This is a genomic window from Humidesulfovibrio sp. (assembly GCF_031082295.1).
Classification (GTDB): domain Bacteria; phylum Desulfobacterota; class Desulfovibrionia; order Desulfovibrionales; family Desulfovibrionaceae; genus Humidesulfovibrio.
In genome coordinates this window covers 1-16,693 of sequence record NZ_JAVHLD010000022.1, presented here as the reverse complement: position 1 = coordinate 16,693, position 16,693 = coordinate 1, and the positions used below count along the sequence as shown (strand labels likewise).

The following is a 16,693-nucleotide window of genomic DNA, read 5'->3' as shown; positions in this document are numbered from 1 at the left end:
AGCCTCCTCGTCGTTGCAGCCGCAATGGCAGACCATGACGCCTATGCGCATGGGGCGTTCTCCTTCGGGCCGCCGCCGTTGGCGTTCTTCGGCTCGGCAGCGCGGGCCTTGGCGGCCTCAAGGGCCGGGGCCAGCGGCACCACAAGCTTGTCCAGGCCGAGGGCGTCCTCGGGCAGGCCCAGGGCCAGGCCGAGCAGTTGCGTGAAGTAGGGCACCGGCATGGCGTGGTTTTTCCCGGCGCAGGCGTTCACCTGGGAGCGGCGCAGGTCCAGGTTCATCTGGCAGAGCGGGCAGGCCACCACGATGGCGTCGGCCCCGCAGTCCGCGGCCATGCCGAGCAGCCGCGCGGACAGCCGCTGCATGATGTCCAGCCGGGGCATGCCGAAGGCCGCGCCGCAGCATTCTGTCTTGAAGGGGTAGTCCACCACCGTGGCCCCGCAGGCGGCGAGCAGCCGGTCCAGCGCCGTGGGGTTTTCCGGGTCGTCGAAGGCCATGAGCCCGGGCGGGCGGTTCATGATGCAGCCGTAGTAGGGCGCCACGCGCAGCCCGGCGAGGGGCGCCTTGACCGCGGCGGCGATGGCCTCCACGCCCACGTCCTCCACCAGCACCTGGAGCACGCTGACGGCGTCCGCGCGCAGGGGCGCGGGCCGGTCCAGCAGGCGCTCGACCTCAGTTCGGAAGCTTGGTGCGCGCAGGCCCGTCTCACTGTCTTCGGCTTCAGGCTCGGCCAGGTGGTGGCTGGCGGTGCGCAGGGCGGCCAGGCAGCTGGGGCAGGGCGTCGTCACGCGGTCGTGCCCGATGAGCTCCGCCTGAAGCAGGTTGCGCGCGGCCAGCGCTCCGGCCAGCACGTGGTCCACGGTATGCGCCGGCGTCGACCCGCAGCAGGTCCAGTCCGGCACGTCCACCAGCCGCACGCCAAGCGCCGCGCAGCAGGCCCGGCTGGAGCGGTCGTACTCGGCAGCGGTGCCGGTCTGGGAGCAGCCGGGGTAGTAGGCGAAGGTGGGTGGCGTCGCGGCGGGGGCGCTCATCTCTTGTCCTCCGTCTTGCCGGAAGGCTTGCCGCCGCGCTGGACGTCGTCGTGGGAGTTGCGGCTGACCCCTTGGTCCGCGCAGCGGCTGGCCCCTTGGCCCGCGAAGCGGAAGCGGGAGAAGATGGCGGCCACCTCGGCCTTGCCGTTGCCCTCGGGCTCGTGCGGGGTGAGGGAGAGCTTGCCGCGCGTGAGCATGGGCAGGCCCAGGGACGCGTCCTGCAGGGGCTTGCCGGACTTCAGCGCGAACACGGCGGCCAGCCCGGCCTCGAAGACCCGGCCATGCTTGGCGACGGAGGACAGGAAGCTGTCGGTGAAGGTCTTGACGTTCGGCTCCGGGGCGTGCCCGGCCAGCCGAGCCATGTGCCGCAGCACGTCCATGACCTTGGCCACGTCGATGTTGTTGGGGCAGCGGGTGGTGCAGGCCTGGCAGGTGGCGCAGAGCCAGATGGCCCGGCAGGCCAGGGCGCGCTTCCTCAGTCCGACCTGCACCAGGCGCATGACCTGGTGCACGGGGATGTCGTAGTCCGGGGTGAAGACGCAGCCGGCGGTGCAGTTGCCGCATTGGTAGCAGGACGCCAGGGCCTGGCCGGAGCGGCGGGCCACCTCCGCCTGGAAGGCCGGGTCGCGGTCGTCCGCGAGGTCCACTGGGCGCGGTGGGGTCTGCATGGCAAGTCTCCGGGGAATGTATCCCATGGTCGGGAATAACAAACAGGTTCCGCCAAGGCAAGGGCGCCATGCTGAGACTGTGCCGGGGCGCTGGCCGCGTCACCCCGCGTCTTTCGTGAGAGGGCCACGCCCGTCAAAGGCGGCCGGTCGATTCCGTTGATCCGGGGCAACGGAAGACCGGCCCGCCTTGAGCGCGCGGCAAACGGGGGCATGTGGTCGGGCCTTCTGCGGTAGCGCCGCACAGAGGCCGCCCCCGGCCAGTTGCGTTTTCGTTTCGCCTTGCGGCTAGTCGTCGAGCTTCGGCTTGGCGTAGAGCTCCCCGCCAAAGGCGTCGTTGATGACGAGCAGCGGGAAGTCCTTCACCTTCATTTCGCGCACGGCCTCCGGCCCCAGTTCCTCGAAGGCGATGACCGTGGAGGCCGTGATGCACTTGCTCAAGAGCGCGCCCGCGCCGCCGGTGGCGCCGAAGTACACGGCCTTGTTGTCCCGCATGGCCTGTTTCACCTCGTCGGAGCGCTTGCCCTTGCCGATGGTGGCCTTGAGGCCAAGGGCGTGCAGGCGCGGGGCGTAGGCGTCCATGCGGTAGCTGGTGGTCGGCCCGGCGGAGCCGATGGGGCGGCCCGGGGGCGCCGGCGACGGCCCGACGTAGTAGATGCTCGCGCCCTTGAGGTCGAAAGGCAGGGGCTTGCCCGCGTCGAGCAGTTCCATGAGCTTCTTGTGGGCGGCGTCGCGGCCGGAGTAGATGATGCCGTTTAAGAGCACCACGTCGCCCGCGCGCAGCTTTTCGATGTCGGCGTCGGTGAGGGGAGTGTTCAGGGTGTACGTGGGCATCAGAACTCCACCTCCTCGTGCCGGGCGCTGTGGCACTGCACGTTCACGGCCAGCGGCAGGCTGGCGATGTGGCAGGGGGCCAGGGCGATCTTCACGGCCAGGCAGGTGTAAGACCCGCCCAGGCCCATGGGGCCGATGCCGAGCTTGTTCACGGCCTCGAGCAGCTCCGCCTCCATGGCGGCAACCTTGGGGTCGGGGTGCGTGTCGTCGAGCTTGCGCAGCAGCGCCTGCTTGGCGATCTTGGGGGCGTATTCGAAGGTGCCGCCGATGCCGACGCCCAGGATGATGGGCGGACAGGGGTTCGGTCCGGCCTCGGCCACGCGGTTCACCACGAACTTCTTGATGCCCTCCCAGCCCTGGCTGGGGGACAGCATGGTCACGCGGCTCATGTTCTCGCTGCCGCCGCCCTTGGCCATGTAGCTGATCTTAAGCCGGTCGCCGGGCACCATGTCGATGTGGATGATGGCCGGGGTGTTGTCGCCGGTGTTCTTGCGGGTGAGCGGGTCGCAGCTGCTCTTGCGCAGAAAGCCGTCCTTGTAGCCGGTCACCATGCCTTCCGTGATGGCCTGGTTGACGCCGCCCTTGACGAACACGTCCTCGCCCATCTCCACGTAGAAGATGGCAAGGCCGCAGTCCTGGCAGAGCGGCAGCTTGGTCTCGAACGAGAGGTCGGCGTTCTCCAGAAGCTGGCGGAAGATCTCCTTGCCGGCCTCCGTGGTCTCGTTCTTGTAGCCTTCCTCGAATTTCCTGCGCACATCGTCGGGCAGCTTCGTGTTGGCGCTCATGCACATTTGCGCCACGGCCGCGCTGATGTCCGCCGCCTTGATTTCTCTCATGGCGTGACCCCTGTCCTTTGCGCCCTACTTCTTGAAGAAGCTTTTGAGCGCCGTGATGCCCATCTTCCTGCGCAGGAAGCCCAGCTGGTTCTGCAGGGGCATGTGCTTGGGGCACACGTCCTCGCAGGCGAGCAGGCCCATGCAGCCGAAGATGCCCATGTCGTTGCCGATGATCTCGAAGTAGTCCCGCTCGGTCCTCTCGTCCCTGGGGTCGATGAGGAAGCGGCCCACCTTGTTGATGCCCGCCGCGCCCAGGAAGTCCGGACGCATGCGCGCCGTGCCGCAGGCCGCCACGCAGCAGCCGCACTCGATGCAGCGGTCCAGCTCGTAGATGGCCTCGGCCATGCTGTCTTCCATGCGCTCTTCCTGCGCCGTGGGGTCGAACGCCTTGGAGGTGTGGATCCAGCTCTCGACGGTGTCGTAGAGCTCGCGGAACCAGCTGCCGGTATCCACCGAGAGGTCGCCCACCAGCTGGTACACGGGCAGGGGCAGCAGGGTGATCTCGTCGGGCAGGTCCTTGGTCTTGGTGTGGCAGGCCAGGCCCGGGCGGCCGTTTATGACCATGCCGCAGGAGCCGCAGATGCCCGCCCGGCAGCAGAAGTCGAACTGGAGGCTCGGGTCCTGCTCCTCGCGGATGCGGTTCAGCACGATGAACAGGGTCATGGAGTCGGTTTCCTCCAGCACAAAGCTTTCCATGTGCGGGGTGGACTCCGGGTCCTGCGGATTATAGCGGAAGATGTTGAATTTCAGCAGTCTGGCCATGTTGTGCTACCCCTTCTCCTCGGCCTTGGTGTCGGCCTTGATGATCTCGCTCTTGCCATAGCCGCGGTCGCCGGGCGGGATGTGGAAGATTTCAGTGGCCGCCTCGTATGCGAGCGTGGGCATGTCGTCGTTCTCGTTCTTCCAGTACGCCAGGGTGCGGGTGAGCCAGTCGCGGTCGTTTCTGGCGGGGTAGTCCTCGCGGTTGTGGCTCCCGCGCGATTCCGTGCGGTTCAGCGCGCCCACGGAGAGCATGAGCGCCATCTTCACCTGGCCCTCGATCTTGAGCGCCGCGGAGAGTTCCGGGTTGACGCCCTTGCCGTTGCTCTTGAGCCCAACCTTGCGCGCGCGCGCCAGGGTGTCCTGCAGGGTGGCGACGCACTCCTCCAGGCCTTCCTTGGTGCGGAAGATGTTCGCGCCCTTGAACAGGGCGTCCTGCATGGCGGTGCGCACCTTGAAGACGTTCTCGGTGCCGGCCTTGCAGCTGATGACGTTCTGGATGCGCTCCTGCTGCTTCTTGACCTCGGCGTCGATGACGCTCGAGTTGAAGGTGACCTCGGCCCCTTGCAGGAACTCGGCGATCTTCTTGCCGACGATGCCGCCCGCGACCACGGTCTCGGCCAGGGAGTTGCCGCCCAGGCGGTTGAAGCCGTGCATGTCCCAGCAGGAGGCCTCGCCCACGCTGAACAGGCCGGAGAGGCCGTAGGCCTTGCCGTCCTTGTTGGTGCGCACGCCGCCCATGCTGTAGTGGTGGGTGGGCCGCACGGGGATGAGCTGGTGGATGGGGTCCACGCCCAGGAAGGACGTGCAGATCTCGTACACTTCGCGCAGCTTGCCGGTGATGTGCTTCTCGCCAAGATGGCGGATGTCGAGCCAGAGGTGGTCGCCGTAGGGGGACTTCACGCCCTTGCCCTGGCGGATGTGGTGCGTCATCCAGCGGGCCACCACGTCGCGGGAGGCCAGCTCCTGCTTCTCGGGCTCGTAGACGTGCATGAAGCGCTCTTCGTTCACGTCGAGCAGGGTGCCGCCGTCGCCGCGGCAGCCCTCGGTGACGAGGATCTCGGTGGGCACGATGCCCGTGGGGTGGAACTGCACGGCCTCCATGTTGCCCATGGGCACCACGCCGGTGTTCAGCGCCGTGATGTGGCCGCCGCCGTCGCAGATGACCGCGTTGGTGGTGCCGGGGTAGATGCGGCCGAAGCCGCCGGTGGCGATGACCGTGGCCTTGGCCAGGTACACGCGCAGCTCGCCGGTGCGCAGGCACCTGGCCACCGCGCCGAAGCAGGTCACGCCGTCGTGGATGAGCGAGATGGACTCGGTCTTGTCATGCACCTCGACGCCCAGCTTGGCGCAGACGTTGTCGATGGTGTACAGAACGGAGTGGCCCGTGCCGTCGGAGACGTAGCAGGTGCGCCACTTGGCGGTGCCGCCGAAGTCGCGGGAGTTGATGAGTCCGCGGTTCTCCTCTTTCTCTTCCTTGTCGTAGAGCTTGCCGCCCTTGTAGTAGGTTCCCTTGCCGGGGACCACGCGGCCCCAGGGCACGCCCCAGTAGGCCAGCTGGCGCATCTCGATGGGCGCGCGGTCGGCGAACATGCGGGCCACTTCCTGGTCGCAGCCCCAGTCGGAGCCTTTCACCGTGTCGGCGAAGTGGACATCGGGGCAGTCGCCCTCGCCCTTGGCGCAGTTGCCCATGGCCGCCTGCATGCCGCCCATGGCGGCTGAGGAATGCGACCGGCGCGACGGCACAAGGCTCAGACAGATGGCGGAGAAGCCCGCCTCGGCGGCCTCGATGGCCGCGCGTTCGCCGGCGAGTCCGGCTCCAACAACAAGAACGTCGGTGTAGATAGTCTGCATTGTCCGCCCCCTAGACTGCCATGAACCAGAACCGGATCAGCGCCAGCACGCTGATGCCGACGGAGACCAGGACGATGAGCGTCACAACACGCTTCAGCGCGGCGCGCTCGGCGCGGCCCGCGAAACCCCATTTGATGGCGATGCGGTACAGCCCGATGCCAAGGTGCACGTGCACCAGCGGCGTCAGCGCCAGGTAGAACAGGAACCAGCCGCTGTGCTCCTGCAGGACCTTGGCGGCCTTGGCGGCGCTGATGGGCAGGTCGGAGAGCACCGCCCACATGTGGATGGAGCCCATGATCAGGATGATCATGGCCGTGACGGCCTGGATGACCCAGAGCCACGTGTCGGTGTGGTGCAGGAGCTTTGCGTGCTCCCAGATGGTCCCCTGCGCCTCCAGGCGGAAGGGGATCTTGCGCGCGGCCAGGGCGAAGTGCGCGAGGAAGAGCAGGAAGATCAGCGGCCCGCCCACCTGGGCCATGCCCGTGTTCTCAAAAAATTCCGCGATGGCGTTCATGATGCCGGGACTCAGGACGACGCTGCCCACGAGCAGCATGTGCGCCCACATGAACAGGATGAGCCCCGCGCCGGAGAGCATCTGCGCCCAGTCCAGCAGGCCATCGAAGCGATGGCTTTGCAGACTTTTGTGATTGGCGGTCAAGGGAACGGACATTCGAACCTCCATCTGCATTTTTCTTGGAATTTGCCCCGGCGGGGTGCCGGAACGATTACTGTGCATTGTTGCCGTATTTCGGTCGCGCAGTCCAGGGCCGGGGCGAAAAAACAGCCCGGTGGAGGGTGCGTGGCCGCGTCTGCCTTCATCTTCGGCCGAAACCGTACATCCTCTCCTCGAGCTGTTCGCGCTGGACCAGGAGACCTGCGCGGGCAGGGCTCCCGAAAGGCCAGGAGAACGCATTTTGTGCTCGCGCACTTTAAGGCAATTGCCGTGCCATGCGGGCGGCTGCCCGCGTTGGACCGGCAACACCCCGTACTTGCTGCGCAAATTGCTAAAAACAAGCCTGGGCTTCGGCTTATCCGGACGCTGGTTGCGAGGCATGTGCCACATGGTGTGGCGCCACATGTGGGGCTGCGCCACAGTTGCTCAGAACCACCTGAAGTGGCTTGCTTTTTTGTTGTGAATGAAAACGGGCGGACAGCACGTGCGCTGCCCGCCCGCCGGGGGGACTCTGTGCGCCGGGTTACTTCTTGGGGATGGCCCAGTCGGGCAGCACGTTCAGGTCGATGCCGAGCACGATGGGGGCCAGGTAGTACACGACGAGCGTGATCTGCACGATGCCGAGGAGGTTCAGCCACAGGCCGGTCTTGGCCATCTGGCGGATGGTCACCGCGCCGGAGCCGAAGACCACGGCGTTGGGCGGCGTGGCCACCGGCAGCATGAAGGCGTAGGAGCAGGCGATGCACGCGGCCATGATGGGGCCGAAGGGGTGGATGCCCATGCCCACGGCGATGGCGCCCATGATGGGGATCATGAGGGTGGCCACGGCGGTGTTGGAGGTCACTTCCGTCAGGAAGATGTTCAGGGCCACGATGGCGCCCAGGATGATGATGACGGGCATGCCGTTCATGTCGGTCAGGCCGCCGGCGATGTACTGGGTCAGGCCGGTGCTCTGGAAGGCGCCCGCCAGGGCCAGGCCGCCGCCGAAGAGCAGGATGACGTCCCAGGGGATCTTCACGGCGGTCTTCCAGTCAAGCAGGAACACGCCCTTCTTCAAGTCCGAGGGGATGAGGAACAGGGCCAGGGCCGCGGCCACGGCCACGGTGGCGTCGGAGACGCCCTTCATGAAGGGCAGCTTCACCAGGCCCATGAGGATCCAGGCGGCGGCGGCGGCCACGAAGACCATGGTGATGATCTTTTCCTCACGCTTCATGGGTCCGAGCTTTGCGATCTCGGTGCGCACGAGCTCTTCGCCCTTGCCCATGAGGATGTCGCCGTGCACCGGGTAGAGGATCTTGGTGATGAGCACCCAGGCGGCGAACAGGAAGGTGGCGGCCAGGGGCACGCCGATGAGCATCCACTGGGCGAAGCTGATGGTCTGGCCGTAGAGCTTGTCAAGCTGGGCCACCATGATGACGTTGGGCGGGGTGCCGATCAAGGTGGCGATGCCGCCGATGGACGCGGCGTAGGCCAGGGAGAGCATGAGGCCGATGGCGAAGGGGTTCCTGCTCAGGTCCTTGTCGCCCGTGATCTCGGCGCAGGCGTTGATGATGGCCATGCCGATGGGCATCATCATGACCGTGGTGGCCGTGTTGGACACCCACATGGACAAGAACGCCGTGGCGATCATGAAGCCCAGGATGATGCGCGAGGGGCTGGTGCCCACCATGCGAATGGTGTGCATGGCGATGCGGTAGTGCAGGTTCCAGCGCTCCATGGTCACGGCGATGAAGAAGCCGCCCATGAACAGGTAAATCAGGTGGTTGGAGTACGCTGGAGTGACCTTTGCCGTGGGCAGGATCTGCAGCAGGGGGAACAGGACGATGGGGATCAGCGAGGTGGCCGGGATGGGAATGGCCTCGGTGATCCACCAGATGGCCATGAGGGCCGTGACGGCGCCGCAGTACAGGGCCGGTTGGGTCAGTCCTTCGGGCAGCGGCAGGAAGCAGATGATGAGAAAGACGATCGGCCCGAGGAATAGTCCGTAAACTTTCAACTTGTCTTGCATGGCCCCTCCAGGTGCGCGTTGCAGGTTGGTGACGCACGGCGCTCGCGGTATGCCCCGGACGATGGCCCCAAAATTCCCCCTTTGGGCACGGCTTTCGCGTGGGCGGCTCTGTCGGCACATCCGGTCCCCTCAGACCGGATGGCAGCGCGGTGGTCAGGTAAGATGTGTCGTCCACCCCTGTCTCAACGCCTCTTCCAGAAATTAGCGATGGGTGGGCAACATGCTTGCCAAGGCTGTCTTGGCAAAGGTTGTGCCAGCGGGCAATCGCTCGCGCGCTTTTGCTAACGCCGTATGTTAGCTGTAAAAAAAGTGTAAAAAAATGTGGTGCGAGCGGGTCGCACGCTCGAGATAATGTAGCACGCGCCACGACTGTGGCGCCACACGTGTGGCGCTCGCCACACTCTTGCGTCGGTCAGGAGAGGCCCAGGCGCTCCATGTTGCGGTAGAGCGTCCGGCGGTCGATGCCGAGCAGGCGCGCGGCCTTGGCGCGGTTGTTCCGGGTCTGGGCCAGGGCGCGGGTGATGTCCTGCATGGTCAGCCCGCGGGAGCCCGGCCTCGGGGCGGGCTGTTCGGCGTGGGTGGGCCGGGGGGGCATGGGCCGCAGCAGGTCCGCGGGCAGGTGGGCGAGGGTGATTTCCCCGCCGGGGCAAAGGATGCAGGCGTGCTCCAGGGAGTACTTGAGCTCGCGCACGTTGCCCGGCCAGGGGTAGGTCATGAACAGCCGCATGACCTCCTCCGAGCACTTGGTGATGTTCTTGCCGAAGGCGGCCTGCAGGTGGCTGATGAAATGCGCCGTGAGCAGCGGGATGTCCTCGGTGCGCTCGCGCAGGGGCGGCAGCTGGATGACCATGACCTTGAGGCGGTAGTAGAGGTCCTCGCGGAACAGGCCCTGGCGGATCTTCTCCAGCAGGTCCACGTTGGTGGCGGCCAGCACGCGCACGTTGGCCTTGCGCGTCTTGGAGTCGCCCACGCGCTCGAATTCCTTCCTCTCCAGCACGCGCAGGAGGTTCAGCTGGATGCGCGGGGAGATGTCGCCGATTTCGTCGAGGAAGATGGTGCCGCCCTCGGCGGCCTCGAACCGGCCGATCTTGTCGCGGATGGCCCCGGTGAAGGCGCCGCGCGTGTGGCCGAAGATTTCGCTCTCCAGAAGGCTTTCGGACAGGGCCGAGCAGTTGACCTTGATGAGCGGGCCCTTGCTGCGCGAGCCGCCGAAGTGCAGGGCCTCGGCCACCAGCTCCTTGCCCGTGCCGGACTCGCCCGTGATGAGCACCGTGGACTCTACGTCCGAGAGGTGGTCGAGCACGGCGTAGATGTCCTGCATGACCTTGCTCTTGCCCACGATGCCCTGGTGGCTGTGCAGGTCGGTGAGGCGCTTCTCCAGCACGGCCAGGCGGGTGATGTCGCGGATGACGAGCACCGCGCCGGTGAAGTTGTTGTCTCTGTCGAGAAGCGGCGAGGAGTTGATGACCACCACCTTGCCGGGGGTGTGGCTCTGGCATTCCACGCGATGCTCCAGCACCGGGCGCCGGGTTTCGAGCGTGGTGCGCAGCACGGAGAAGCAGGCCCGCTTGCACGAGCCCGAGAGGTCCGCCAGCTCCTTGCCCGGCGAGAGCTCCGAGCCGATGCAGCAGATCTCGCCCAGGGCGCGGTTGGTCTGGATGATGCGCATGTCCGTGTCCACGGTGATGATGGCATCGGGGATGGAGCGGAACATGGCCTCAAGGTTGGCTCGCAGGCGCTCCTTTTCGGTGTGGATGCCGCGCATGGCCTGCTCGGTCTCGATGCGGTCGGAAATGTTCTGGACCATGGGCAGCAGGTACAGCGGCTGGCCGAGCGCGTCGCGCACCATGCCCGCGGAGAGGTGCACCCAGACCTCGTGCCCGTTCTTGTGGATGTAGCGCTTGTCCTGCTCGAAGGATTCGATCTCCCCGGCCTTGACCCGCTCGTACTGGGAGAAGCTCTCGCCCTGGTCGTCGGGGTGGGTGATGTCGAGGAAGGTCATGGCCCGCAGCTCCTGCTCGCTGTAGCCGGTGATGCGGCAGAAGGCGTCGTTGGCGCGCAGGAAGGTGGAATTCAGCGCCACCATGCTGGCCCCGATGGGCGACTGGTCGAAGGTGTGGCGGAACTTCTCCTCGCTCTCCCGCAGGGCGCGCTCCACCTGCTTGCGGGCGGTGATGTCGACGTTCAGGCCTTCGATGTAGAGCAGCTCGCCGGTGGAGGGGTCGCGCACCTCGCGCGCGGTGAGTGATATCCACTTGGTCGAGCCGTCCTTGCAGTTGAAGCGCGTCTCGAAGTCCTTGATGCGGCCCTGCTCGCGCAGGATGCGCAGCAAGGTGTCGCGGTCCCTGGGGTCCACGTAGAGCTGGGAGCGCAGGTCGCGGAAGTGGTTGATCAGCTCCTCGGGGCTGTCGAAGCCCAGGATCTCGGCCAGGGCCGGGTTGACCATGAGGAACGAGCCGCCCGGGGTGGACTGGAACACGCCCTCGATGATGTTCTCGAAAAAGCCCTGGAAGCGGGCCTCGGCGCGCTTGAGGCCGGAGAGGTCGGACAGGGTCAGCACCAGCAGCTTGCGGCCGTCCTGGTTCAGCGGGCGCGAGGTCAAAAGCGCCGGGATGGGCAGGCCCATGCTCCCGAAGACCCGGCACTCGCGGTCGTTCACCCCGGCGGAAAGCTCCGCCAGGGACACCTCGCCCGGGGCGAACAGCCCGGACAGCATGGGCAGGGCGTCGGCGCGGCCGAGCAGCGCCTGGGCCTTGGCGTTGGCCTGGAGCACCCGGCCGGAGGCCGCGTCGAGCAGCAGCACGCCCGCGTCGACGGCGTTCAGCAGGTCCAGGTCCGGGGCGGGGAAAACGGGCATGGCGCTAGCCTGTGATCTCTGCGGTGCGCGCCAGCAGCGGCAGCAGCTCGCCGGGGGCCTTGATCAGGTGCCGGGCGCCGTTGCCGGACAGCTCGGCCTCGTCGCGGAAGCCCCAGAGCACGCCCACCGGGAGCATGCCCGCGCCGCGCGCGGTCTTCATGTCCGTGGCGGAGTCGCCCACGAAGACGATCTGCCCGGGCGCAAGGCCCAGCTCGCCGGCCAGGGCCAGGGCTCCGGCCGGGTGCGGCTTGTTCGGCACCTCGGGCCTGGAGCCGCGCACCTGGGTGAATGGCACGTCCGGGAAAAACTCGCGCACCGTCAGGTCGGTGTAGTCTTGGGGCTTGTTGGAGAGCACGCAGATGGGCAAATCGGCCTGGCGCAGCGCGGAGAGCATCTCCACGATGCCGGGGTAGGGCCGGGTTTTTGACTTCCAGCGCTGCGTGTACTCGTCCACGAGCAGGGCCCCGGCGCGCTTGAGCGTTGACTCGTCGCGGCTGTCCGCGGGCAGCATGCGCAGGACCAGCTCGGCCACGCCAAGTCCGACGAACAGGCGGTAGGCGTCCACCGGGTGTTCCGGAAGCCCCAGCGCGGCCAGCGCGGCGTTGCCGGAGTCGGCCAGATCGTCCAGGGTGTTCAGCAGGGTGCCGTCCAGGTCGAAGATGAGGGCGCGGGGCGTCATTGTCATGGCATTCCTTGGGTGGCTCTGGCCGGGGTTTGTGCGGAGGCGAGCCTACACCCAAGCGGCCTTCGGCACAAGAGTCGGCGATCGCGCCGGCCTTGCCCCGCCCTTGCCTGCGGACTGGGTTCGTGGCATGACCCGCCCATGGGCAAACCCTTTGTTTTTCGCCTGGAAAAGGTGCTGGAATATCGACGCCAGTTGGAAGACCAGGCGCGCATGGCCCTGGCCCAGGCCCAGGCTCGGCACAAGGCCCAGGAGGAGGCTGTCCTGGACCTGGAGACGCGGCTGGCGGACCACCTGGAGCACGGCTTCGGGGCCAAGGCCTCCCAGGCGGACATCTGGCTGTGGATGCAGTATCGCCAGGCCCTGGAGCGCGACGTGTCCGCCGCAAAGGCCGAACTGCAACGGCTGGCCTCCATTTTGCATCATTGCCGCCAGGAAGCGGTGCTTCGCTCCAGAGAGAAGAAGCTCCTCGAAAAACTCAAGGACAGGCAGGCAAAGAAACACCATGTCGCGGAAAACCTCGCAGAGCAAAAAGAGTTCGATGAGATGGCCACGCTTCGCTATGAGCCCAAAGATACTTAAGGTTCTGGCGCTGCTGGTGGTTGTGGCCGCGCTCAAGCTCACGGTGCTTGGCGCGCTGGGCCTCAAGGCCTGGGAGCATCTCCAGGGTGAGGACCTGTTCAAAATGCCCAACGCCCTGGCCTCCACGCCCGCCGCCACCGGACAAGACGCTCCGGCCGGCCCGGCCGCAGTGGCCCCGGCCAAGGACGCCGCCCCGGCCGAGCCGGAGATGCTGGCCGAGAACGTCATCCCCGGCCCCGAGGTCAAGGAGACCCAGCAGGCGAGCAGCCTGAAGCGCCGCGAGGACGAGGTGGCCGCCAAGGAGCGCGCCCTGAGCGCCATGGAGAAGAGCCTCGACGAGAAGCTGGCCGAGCTCAAGCGCGCGGAAGCCTCCATCAAGGCGCTGCTGGACCAGGCCGACGTGCTCAAGGACGCCCGCATCAAGCGGCAGGTGGACACCTACATGGCCATGAAGCCCAAGCAGGCCGCGGAAGTGCTCTCGAACATGGACGAAGCCCTCGCCGTCAAGATTCTGACCGGCATGAAGCCCAAGGTGGCGGGCGAAATCATGACCTACGTGAAGACCCCCAAGGCCGCCAAGCTCACCGAGGCCATGACCAAGGTCCAGGCCCTGCAGGGTCCCGGCCAGTAACCACCGACGCAATTCCTCCAGCCCCGCCCGGAAGTCCCTCGTGGACGGCCGGGCGGGGCTGTGCTACGTCCGCCCCATGCCACGCATCAAGCTCATTCTGGCCTACGACGGCACCGACTTCGCCGGCTGGCAGCTCCAACCCCGCGACCGCACCGTGCAGGGCGAGGTGGAGGCCGCCATCGCCAAGATCGTCGGCCACCGGATCGCCGTGCAGGGCGCCGGTCGCACCGACGCCGGTGTCCACGCGCTCGGGCAGTGCGCCCATTTTGAGGTCCCGGAGCGGTTCGCGCGCATTCCCTGGCGCGTGGCCCTGAACGGCCACATGCGGCCCGACGTGCGCGTGGTCGAGGCGACCCTCGCCCACCCGCGCTTTCACGCCACGCGCGACGCCCTCTCCAAGATCTACGCCTACACCCTCTGGATCGACCGCACCCATGTGGACCCTTTTCGCCGCCGCTTCGTGTGGGACGTGCCGCCCCTTGATTTCGCGGCCATGGACGCCGCCGCCCTGCATTTTCTCGGCACCCACGACTTCAAGAGCTTCAAGAACGCGGGCACGCCGCTGGGGCCGCGCGGCACGGTGCGCACGATTATCGCCCTGTGGCGCGAGCCGGGCCAGACCCCGGCGGAGACCGTCTGGCGTTTCCGGGGCGACGGCTTCCTGAAGCAGATGGTGCGCAACATGATGGGCTGCCTGGTGGCCGTGGGCAAGGGTAAAGTCATGCCCGACGATGTCCGATCAATCCTTGAGCGGCGCGACCGCAACCACTTCCTGCCGACGGCCCCGCCTTGGGGCCTGTGCATGGAGCGCGTCTTTTATCCGGAGCCCGGCCCTGGGGGCGGCCCGGAGGACGATGCGTCGCGCGGCCAGGACACGGCCCATGACGAGCATCAAATGGCCGGACGCGGCGACCGGGAGCCTGTCGGGCATGACGACGGGCCTGGGCGGGAGCCTGCGGACTGACCCCCTCGCGACGGGGCAGCCCGCGGGGGTCTCCCCTGGCGCCCGGGTCACGGAAGAATACAAGCAGGCCAACGCCGGGGCGCGCCGCCTGCGCCTGGGCAGCTCCCTGGCCTACGGGCTGGACAGCGCCCTGCGCCGCTTAAGCGACACCGCCTCCGCCTTCGCCTGGCCCACCGAGGGTATCCCCTTCGCCACCAACTCGCGCCTGGCGGTGCTGGCGGATGCGCGCAAGGCCGACCTCGCCGCGGGCCTGCCCGACGCCGCCAATTACCTGCAGGAGGACAAGTACCTCTCGCGCGGGTTCGCGGCCAGCACGCCCACCACCCTCGACCCCGGCACCTACGCCATGAAGCTCGGCTTCGGCGGCAAGACCGAGAAGCTCTCCATCGACGTGGCCGAGGGCGACACCAACGGCGACGTGCTCCAGGCCGTGGCCGACGCCGTCAACGCCTCCACCCTGCAGGTGGACGCCTCGGTGCGCAGCCAGACCGGCGTCAATCCGCTGGGCTACGGCCCCCTCGGCCCAGGGGTCATCCCCACCGGGAGTTTCCTGGCGCTGTCCGTGAACCGCACCCGCGCCGCGGAAGCCCCGACCCTCACCGACACCTCCGGGCATTTGGCGGCCTCGCTCAAACTCTCCGCCACGGGCACGCCGCTTGCCCCCGCCGCGCAGGACACGCACCAGCTCACCAGCCTGTCCGTGGCGCGGCCCACGGTCTACAGCACCGGCGGGTACGACACCAACGCCACCACCACGCTCTCCGCAGGCACCTACACCGTGGACTACGCCGCTGGCCCGGCCTCGGGCAGCGTGTACTCGGGCAGCGTGGACATCGTCATCGCCGCGGGCGACACCTGGGGCGAAGTGCTGGCCAACATGAAGAGCATGCTCGGCTCGGCCAGCCCGGCCATGAGCGCGCAGCTGGTTCCGGCCAAGCGCGTGTGGGACTCCACCACCGACGAGCTGCACGCCGTGGTGGACGCCACGGGCCTGCAGGTGGCCCTGAACGACCCCAAGCCCGGCTGGCGGCTCTCCCTTTCCGGCGGCGACAACGCCGACGCCTCCGCCAACATCCTCTCGGCCATGGGCCTGAACGTCACGGCCCAGCCCGGCAGCGACGGGCGCATGGTCATCGACGGCCGCGACCAGACGCGCACGCCGGGGGCGTACATCGCCGACCAGGGCCGGGTGACGCTGGACCAGTCCGGCACCTTCGGCGAGATGGTGCCGGTGAGCGTGCTCGCGCCGCTCGACCGCATGTCCCAGGGGCTGTCCGACGCGGTCTCGGCCTACAACGACCTGCGCGGCCTGCTGACCAAGAACGCGGACCTGCTGCGCTCCGGCCTGGCCGAGGACTTCCGCAAGCCCGTGGCCGACCGCGCCGGCGACCTGGCCAGCCTGGGCCTGGTCGAGGCCGGCACGGGCAAGCTGCTGTGGATGAACGCCGATACCTTCGTGCAGGCGCTGACCAGCGACCCGCAGGGCGTGCGCGCCACGCTGCTGGGCGACGGCTCCGCCACTGGCCTGCTGCCGGAGCTGGCGGCAAAGGCCCAGGACGCGCTCGCCAATGGGGCGGACAGCCTGCTGCTGCCGCAGAGCGCCTTCCCGGAGCGCAACCCGTTTTTGGCCTCGCCCACGCCGCGCACCGAGGCGCAGCTGGAAAAGGCCAACCAGCTGCTGGACCTGCTCGACGGCGGCACGGCTGGCGAGGAGAAAAAGAAGTCGCTGTTCGAGATCTACGACAGCAAGAAATCGGGCGGGCTCGGGCCGTTTCCGTGGGAAACCGGCTCCGGACTGCTGCGGCGAAAGGGGTAAGCCGCGCAAATAGTTCTGGCGGCTGCGGGGTTTGGGAAAAGATTCAGCAGGGTCAATTTATTTTTCGTCATGGGCATGAAATTTCCGCCCAAACCCTTGCTGTTTTGTTTTGCCTTTGATACTGCGGCAATAGGTCAAGGCATGCTTGGAGCGTTGCGTGCGACTTTGGGTAAGACGCAGGCGGACGGGACAAGGCGGGTTCTCTCTTGTATTCCACGAGGAGTAGGAAGCGATGAAGTCCATTTATGTCGGTAATTTGCCTTTCAGCGCCAAGGAAGATGAGATTCGTGACCTGTTCGCCGCCCACGGCGAGGTGCAGGTGGTCAAGTTCGTCATGGACCGCGAGACGGGCCGCTTCCGCGGCTTCGGCTTCGTGGAGATGGAGGACGCAGGCGCCGCCAAGGCCATCGAGGCCCTTGACGGCAAAGACTTCGGCGGCCGCACCTTGCGCGTCAACGAGGCCAAGGAGCGTGCCCCCCGCCCGCCCCGCCGTTACTAGATAGA

Annotated in this window: 15 protein-coding genes; 5 read left to right on the top strand and 10 right to left on the bottom strand. The window is 67.2% G+C overall.

Features of this window, described 5'->3' with window-relative positions:
- Positions 1-41 precede the first annotated feature (41 nt).
- The 10 genes from RDU24_RS11395 to RDU24_RS11350 form a co-directional block, all read right to left on the bottom strand.
- Positions 42-1,028, bottom strand: coding sequence for a CoB--CoM heterodisulfide reductase iron-sulfur subunit B family protein (locus RDU24_RS11395; RefSeq protein WP_308735885.1), 987 nt, complete (start codon positions 1,026-1,028; stop codon positions 42-44).
- The gene (locus tag RDU24_RS11390) at positions 1,025-1,696 is read right to left on the bottom strand and encodes a 4Fe-4S dicluster domain-containing protein (protein WP_308735884.1); all 672 of its coding nucleotides are present in this window, start codon (positions 1,694-1,696) and stop codon (positions 1,025-1,027) included. Before RDU24_RS11390 ends, RDU24_RS11395 begins: the two co-directional genes overlap by 4 nt.
- Positions 1,697-1,981: 285 nt before the next feature.
- Complete coding sequence (locus RDU24_RS11385) at positions 1,982-2,527, bottom strand: Fe-S-containing hydro-lyase (RefSeq protein ID WP_308735883.1); 546 nt, start codon at positions 2,525-2,527, stop codon at positions 1,982-1,984.
- Complete coding sequence (locus tag RDU24_RS11380) at positions 2,527-3,363, bottom strand: fumarate hydratase (RefSeq protein ID WP_308735882.1); 837 nt, start codon at positions 3,361-3,363, stop codon at positions 2,527-2,529. The genes RDU24_RS11385 and RDU24_RS11380 overlap by 1 nt, the downstream gene beginning before the upstream one ends.
- Before the next feature lie 24 nt (positions 3,364-3,387).
- Complete coding sequence (locus RDU24_RS11375) at positions 3,388-4,125, bottom strand: fumarate reductase iron-sulfur subunit (RefSeq protein WP_308735881.1); 738 nt, start codon at positions 4,123-4,125, stop codon at positions 3,388-3,390.
- 6 nt (positions 4,126-4,131) lie between these two features.
- Positions 4,132-5,976 carry a fumarate reductase flavoprotein subunit gene (locus RDU24_RS11370; protein ID WP_308735880.1) on the bottom strand — a complete coding sequence of 615 codons (1,845 nt, stop codon included), beginning with the start codon at positions 5,974-5,976 and terminating at the stop codon, positions 4,132-4,134.
- A 10-nt stretch (positions 5,977-5,986) separates the two neighbouring features.
- Complete coding sequence (locus RDU24_RS11365) at positions 5,987-6,646, bottom strand: succinate dehydrogenase/fumarate reductase cytochrome b subunit (protein ID WP_308735879.1); 660 nt, start codon at positions 6,644-6,646, stop codon at positions 5,987-5,989.
- 526 nt (positions 6,647-7,172) lie between these two features.
- The gene (locus RDU24_RS11360; RefSeq protein WP_308735878.1) at positions 7,173-8,657 is read right to left on the bottom strand and encodes an SLC13 family permease; all 1,485 of its coding nucleotides are present in this window, start codon (positions 8,655-8,657) and stop codon (positions 7,173-7,175) included.
- A gap of 412 nt (positions 8,658-9,069) precedes the next feature.
- Positions 9,070-11,514 carry a sigma 54-interacting transcriptional regulator gene (locus tag RDU24_RS11355; RefSeq protein WP_308735877.1) on the bottom strand — a complete coding sequence of 815 codons (2,445 nt, stop codon included), beginning with the start codon at positions 11,512-11,514 and terminating at the stop codon, positions 9,070-9,072.
- Positions 11,515-11,518: 4 nt separating this feature from the next.
- On the bottom strand, positions 11,519-12,199 hold the full coding sequence (locus RDU24_RS11350) for an HAD family hydrolase (protein WP_308735876.1): 681 nt from the start codon (positions 12,197-12,199) through the stop codon (positions 11,519-11,521).
- Between the two features lie 138 nt (positions 12,200-12,337).
- On the opposite strand from RDU24_RS11350, the gene fliJ reads away from it, so the two are divergent.
- The 5 genes from fliJ (at position 12,338) to RDU24_RS11325 (ending at position 16,688) form a co-directional block, all read left to right on the top strand.
- Complete coding sequence (gene fliJ / locus RDU24_RS11345) at positions 12,338-12,778, top strand: flagellar export protein FliJ (RefSeq protein WP_308735875.1); 441 nt, start codon at positions 12,338-12,340, stop codon at positions 12,776-12,778.
- The gene (locus tag RDU24_RS11340) at positions 12,759-13,409 is read left to right on the top strand and encodes a MotE family protein (RefSeq protein WP_308735874.1); all 651 of its coding nucleotides are present in this window, start codon (positions 12,759-12,761) and stop codon (positions 13,407-13,409) included. The genes fliJ and RDU24_RS11340 overlap by 20 nt, the downstream gene beginning before the upstream one ends.
- A 40-nt stretch (positions 13,410-13,449) precedes the next feature.
- Positions 13,450-14,373, top strand: a complete 924-nt coding sequence (truA, locus tag RDU24_RS11335) for a tRNA pseudouridine(38-40) synthase TruA (RefSeq protein ID WP_308735873.1) — start codon at positions 13,450-13,452, stop codon at positions 14,371-14,373.
- Positions 14,291-16,189, top strand: coding sequence for a hypothetical protein (locus tag RDU24_RS11330; protein WP_308735872.1), 1,899 nt, complete (start codon positions 14,291-14,293; stop codon positions 16,187-16,189). The genes truA and RDU24_RS11330 overlap by 83 nt, the downstream gene beginning before the upstream one ends.
- Positions 16,190-16,421: 232 nt before the next feature.
- On the top strand, positions 16,422-16,688 hold the full coding sequence (locus RDU24_RS11325; RefSeq protein ID WP_308735871.1) for an RNA recognition motif domain-containing protein: 267 nt from the start codon (positions 16,422-16,424) through the stop codon (positions 16,686-16,688).
- Positions 16,689-16,693: the final 5 nt, after the last annotated feature.

Coding starts and splice junctions, on each gene's coding strand:
- RDU24_RS11350 (WP_308735876.1), bottom strand. CDS start 12,199: ATGACAATGACGCCCCGCGCCCTCATCTTCGACCTGGACGGCACCCTG.
- RDU24_RS11360 (WP_308735878.1), bottom strand. CDS start 8,657: ATGCAAGACAAGTTGAAAGTTTACGGACTATTCCTCGGGCCGATCGTC.
- RDU24_RS11390 (WP_308735884.1), bottom strand. CDS start 1,696: ATGCAGACCCCACCGCGCCCAGTGGACCTCGCGGACGACCGCGACCCG.
- RDU24_RS11395 (WP_308735885.1), bottom strand. CDS start 1,028: ATGAGCGCCCCCGCCGCGACGCCACCCACCTTCGCCTACTACCCCGGC.
- RDU24_RS11340 (WP_308735874.1), top strand. CDS start 12,759: ATGAGCCCAAAGATACTTAAGGTTCTGGCGCTGCTGGTGGTTGTGGCC.
- RDU24_RS11385 (WP_308735883.1), bottom strand. CDS start 2,527: ATGCCCACGTACACCCTGAACACTCCCCTCACCGACGCCGACATCGAA.
- RDU24_RS11355 (WP_308735877.1), bottom strand. CDS start 11,514: ATGCCCGTTTTCCCCGCCCCGGACCTGGACCTGCTGAACGCCGTCGAC.
- RDU24_RS11375 (WP_308735881.1), bottom strand. CDS start 4,125: ATGGCCAGACTGCTGAAATTCAACATCTTCCGCTATAATCCGCAGGAC.
- RDU24_RS11325 (WP_308735871.1), top strand. CDS start 16,422: ATGAAGTCCATTTATGTCGGTAATTTGCCTTTCAGCGCCAAGGAAGAT.
- fliJ (WP_308735875.1), top strand. CDS start 12,338: ATGGGCAAACCCTTTGTTTTTCGCCTGGAAAAGGTGCTGGAATATCGA.
- RDU24_RS11330 (WP_308735872.1), top strand. CDS start 14,291: ATGACGAGCATCAAATGGCCGGACGCGGCGACCGGGAGCCTGTCGGGC.
- RDU24_RS11365 (WP_308735879.1), bottom strand. CDS start 6,646: ATGTCCGTTCCCTTGACCGCCAATCACAAAAGTCTGCAAAGCCATCGC.
- RDU24_RS11380 (WP_308735882.1), bottom strand. CDS start 3,363: ATGAGAGAAATCAAGGCGGCGGACATCAGCGCGGCCGTGGCGCAAATG.
- RDU24_RS11370 (WP_308735880.1), bottom strand. CDS start 5,976: ATGCAGACTATCTACACCGACGTTCTTGTTGTTGGAGCCGGACTCGCC.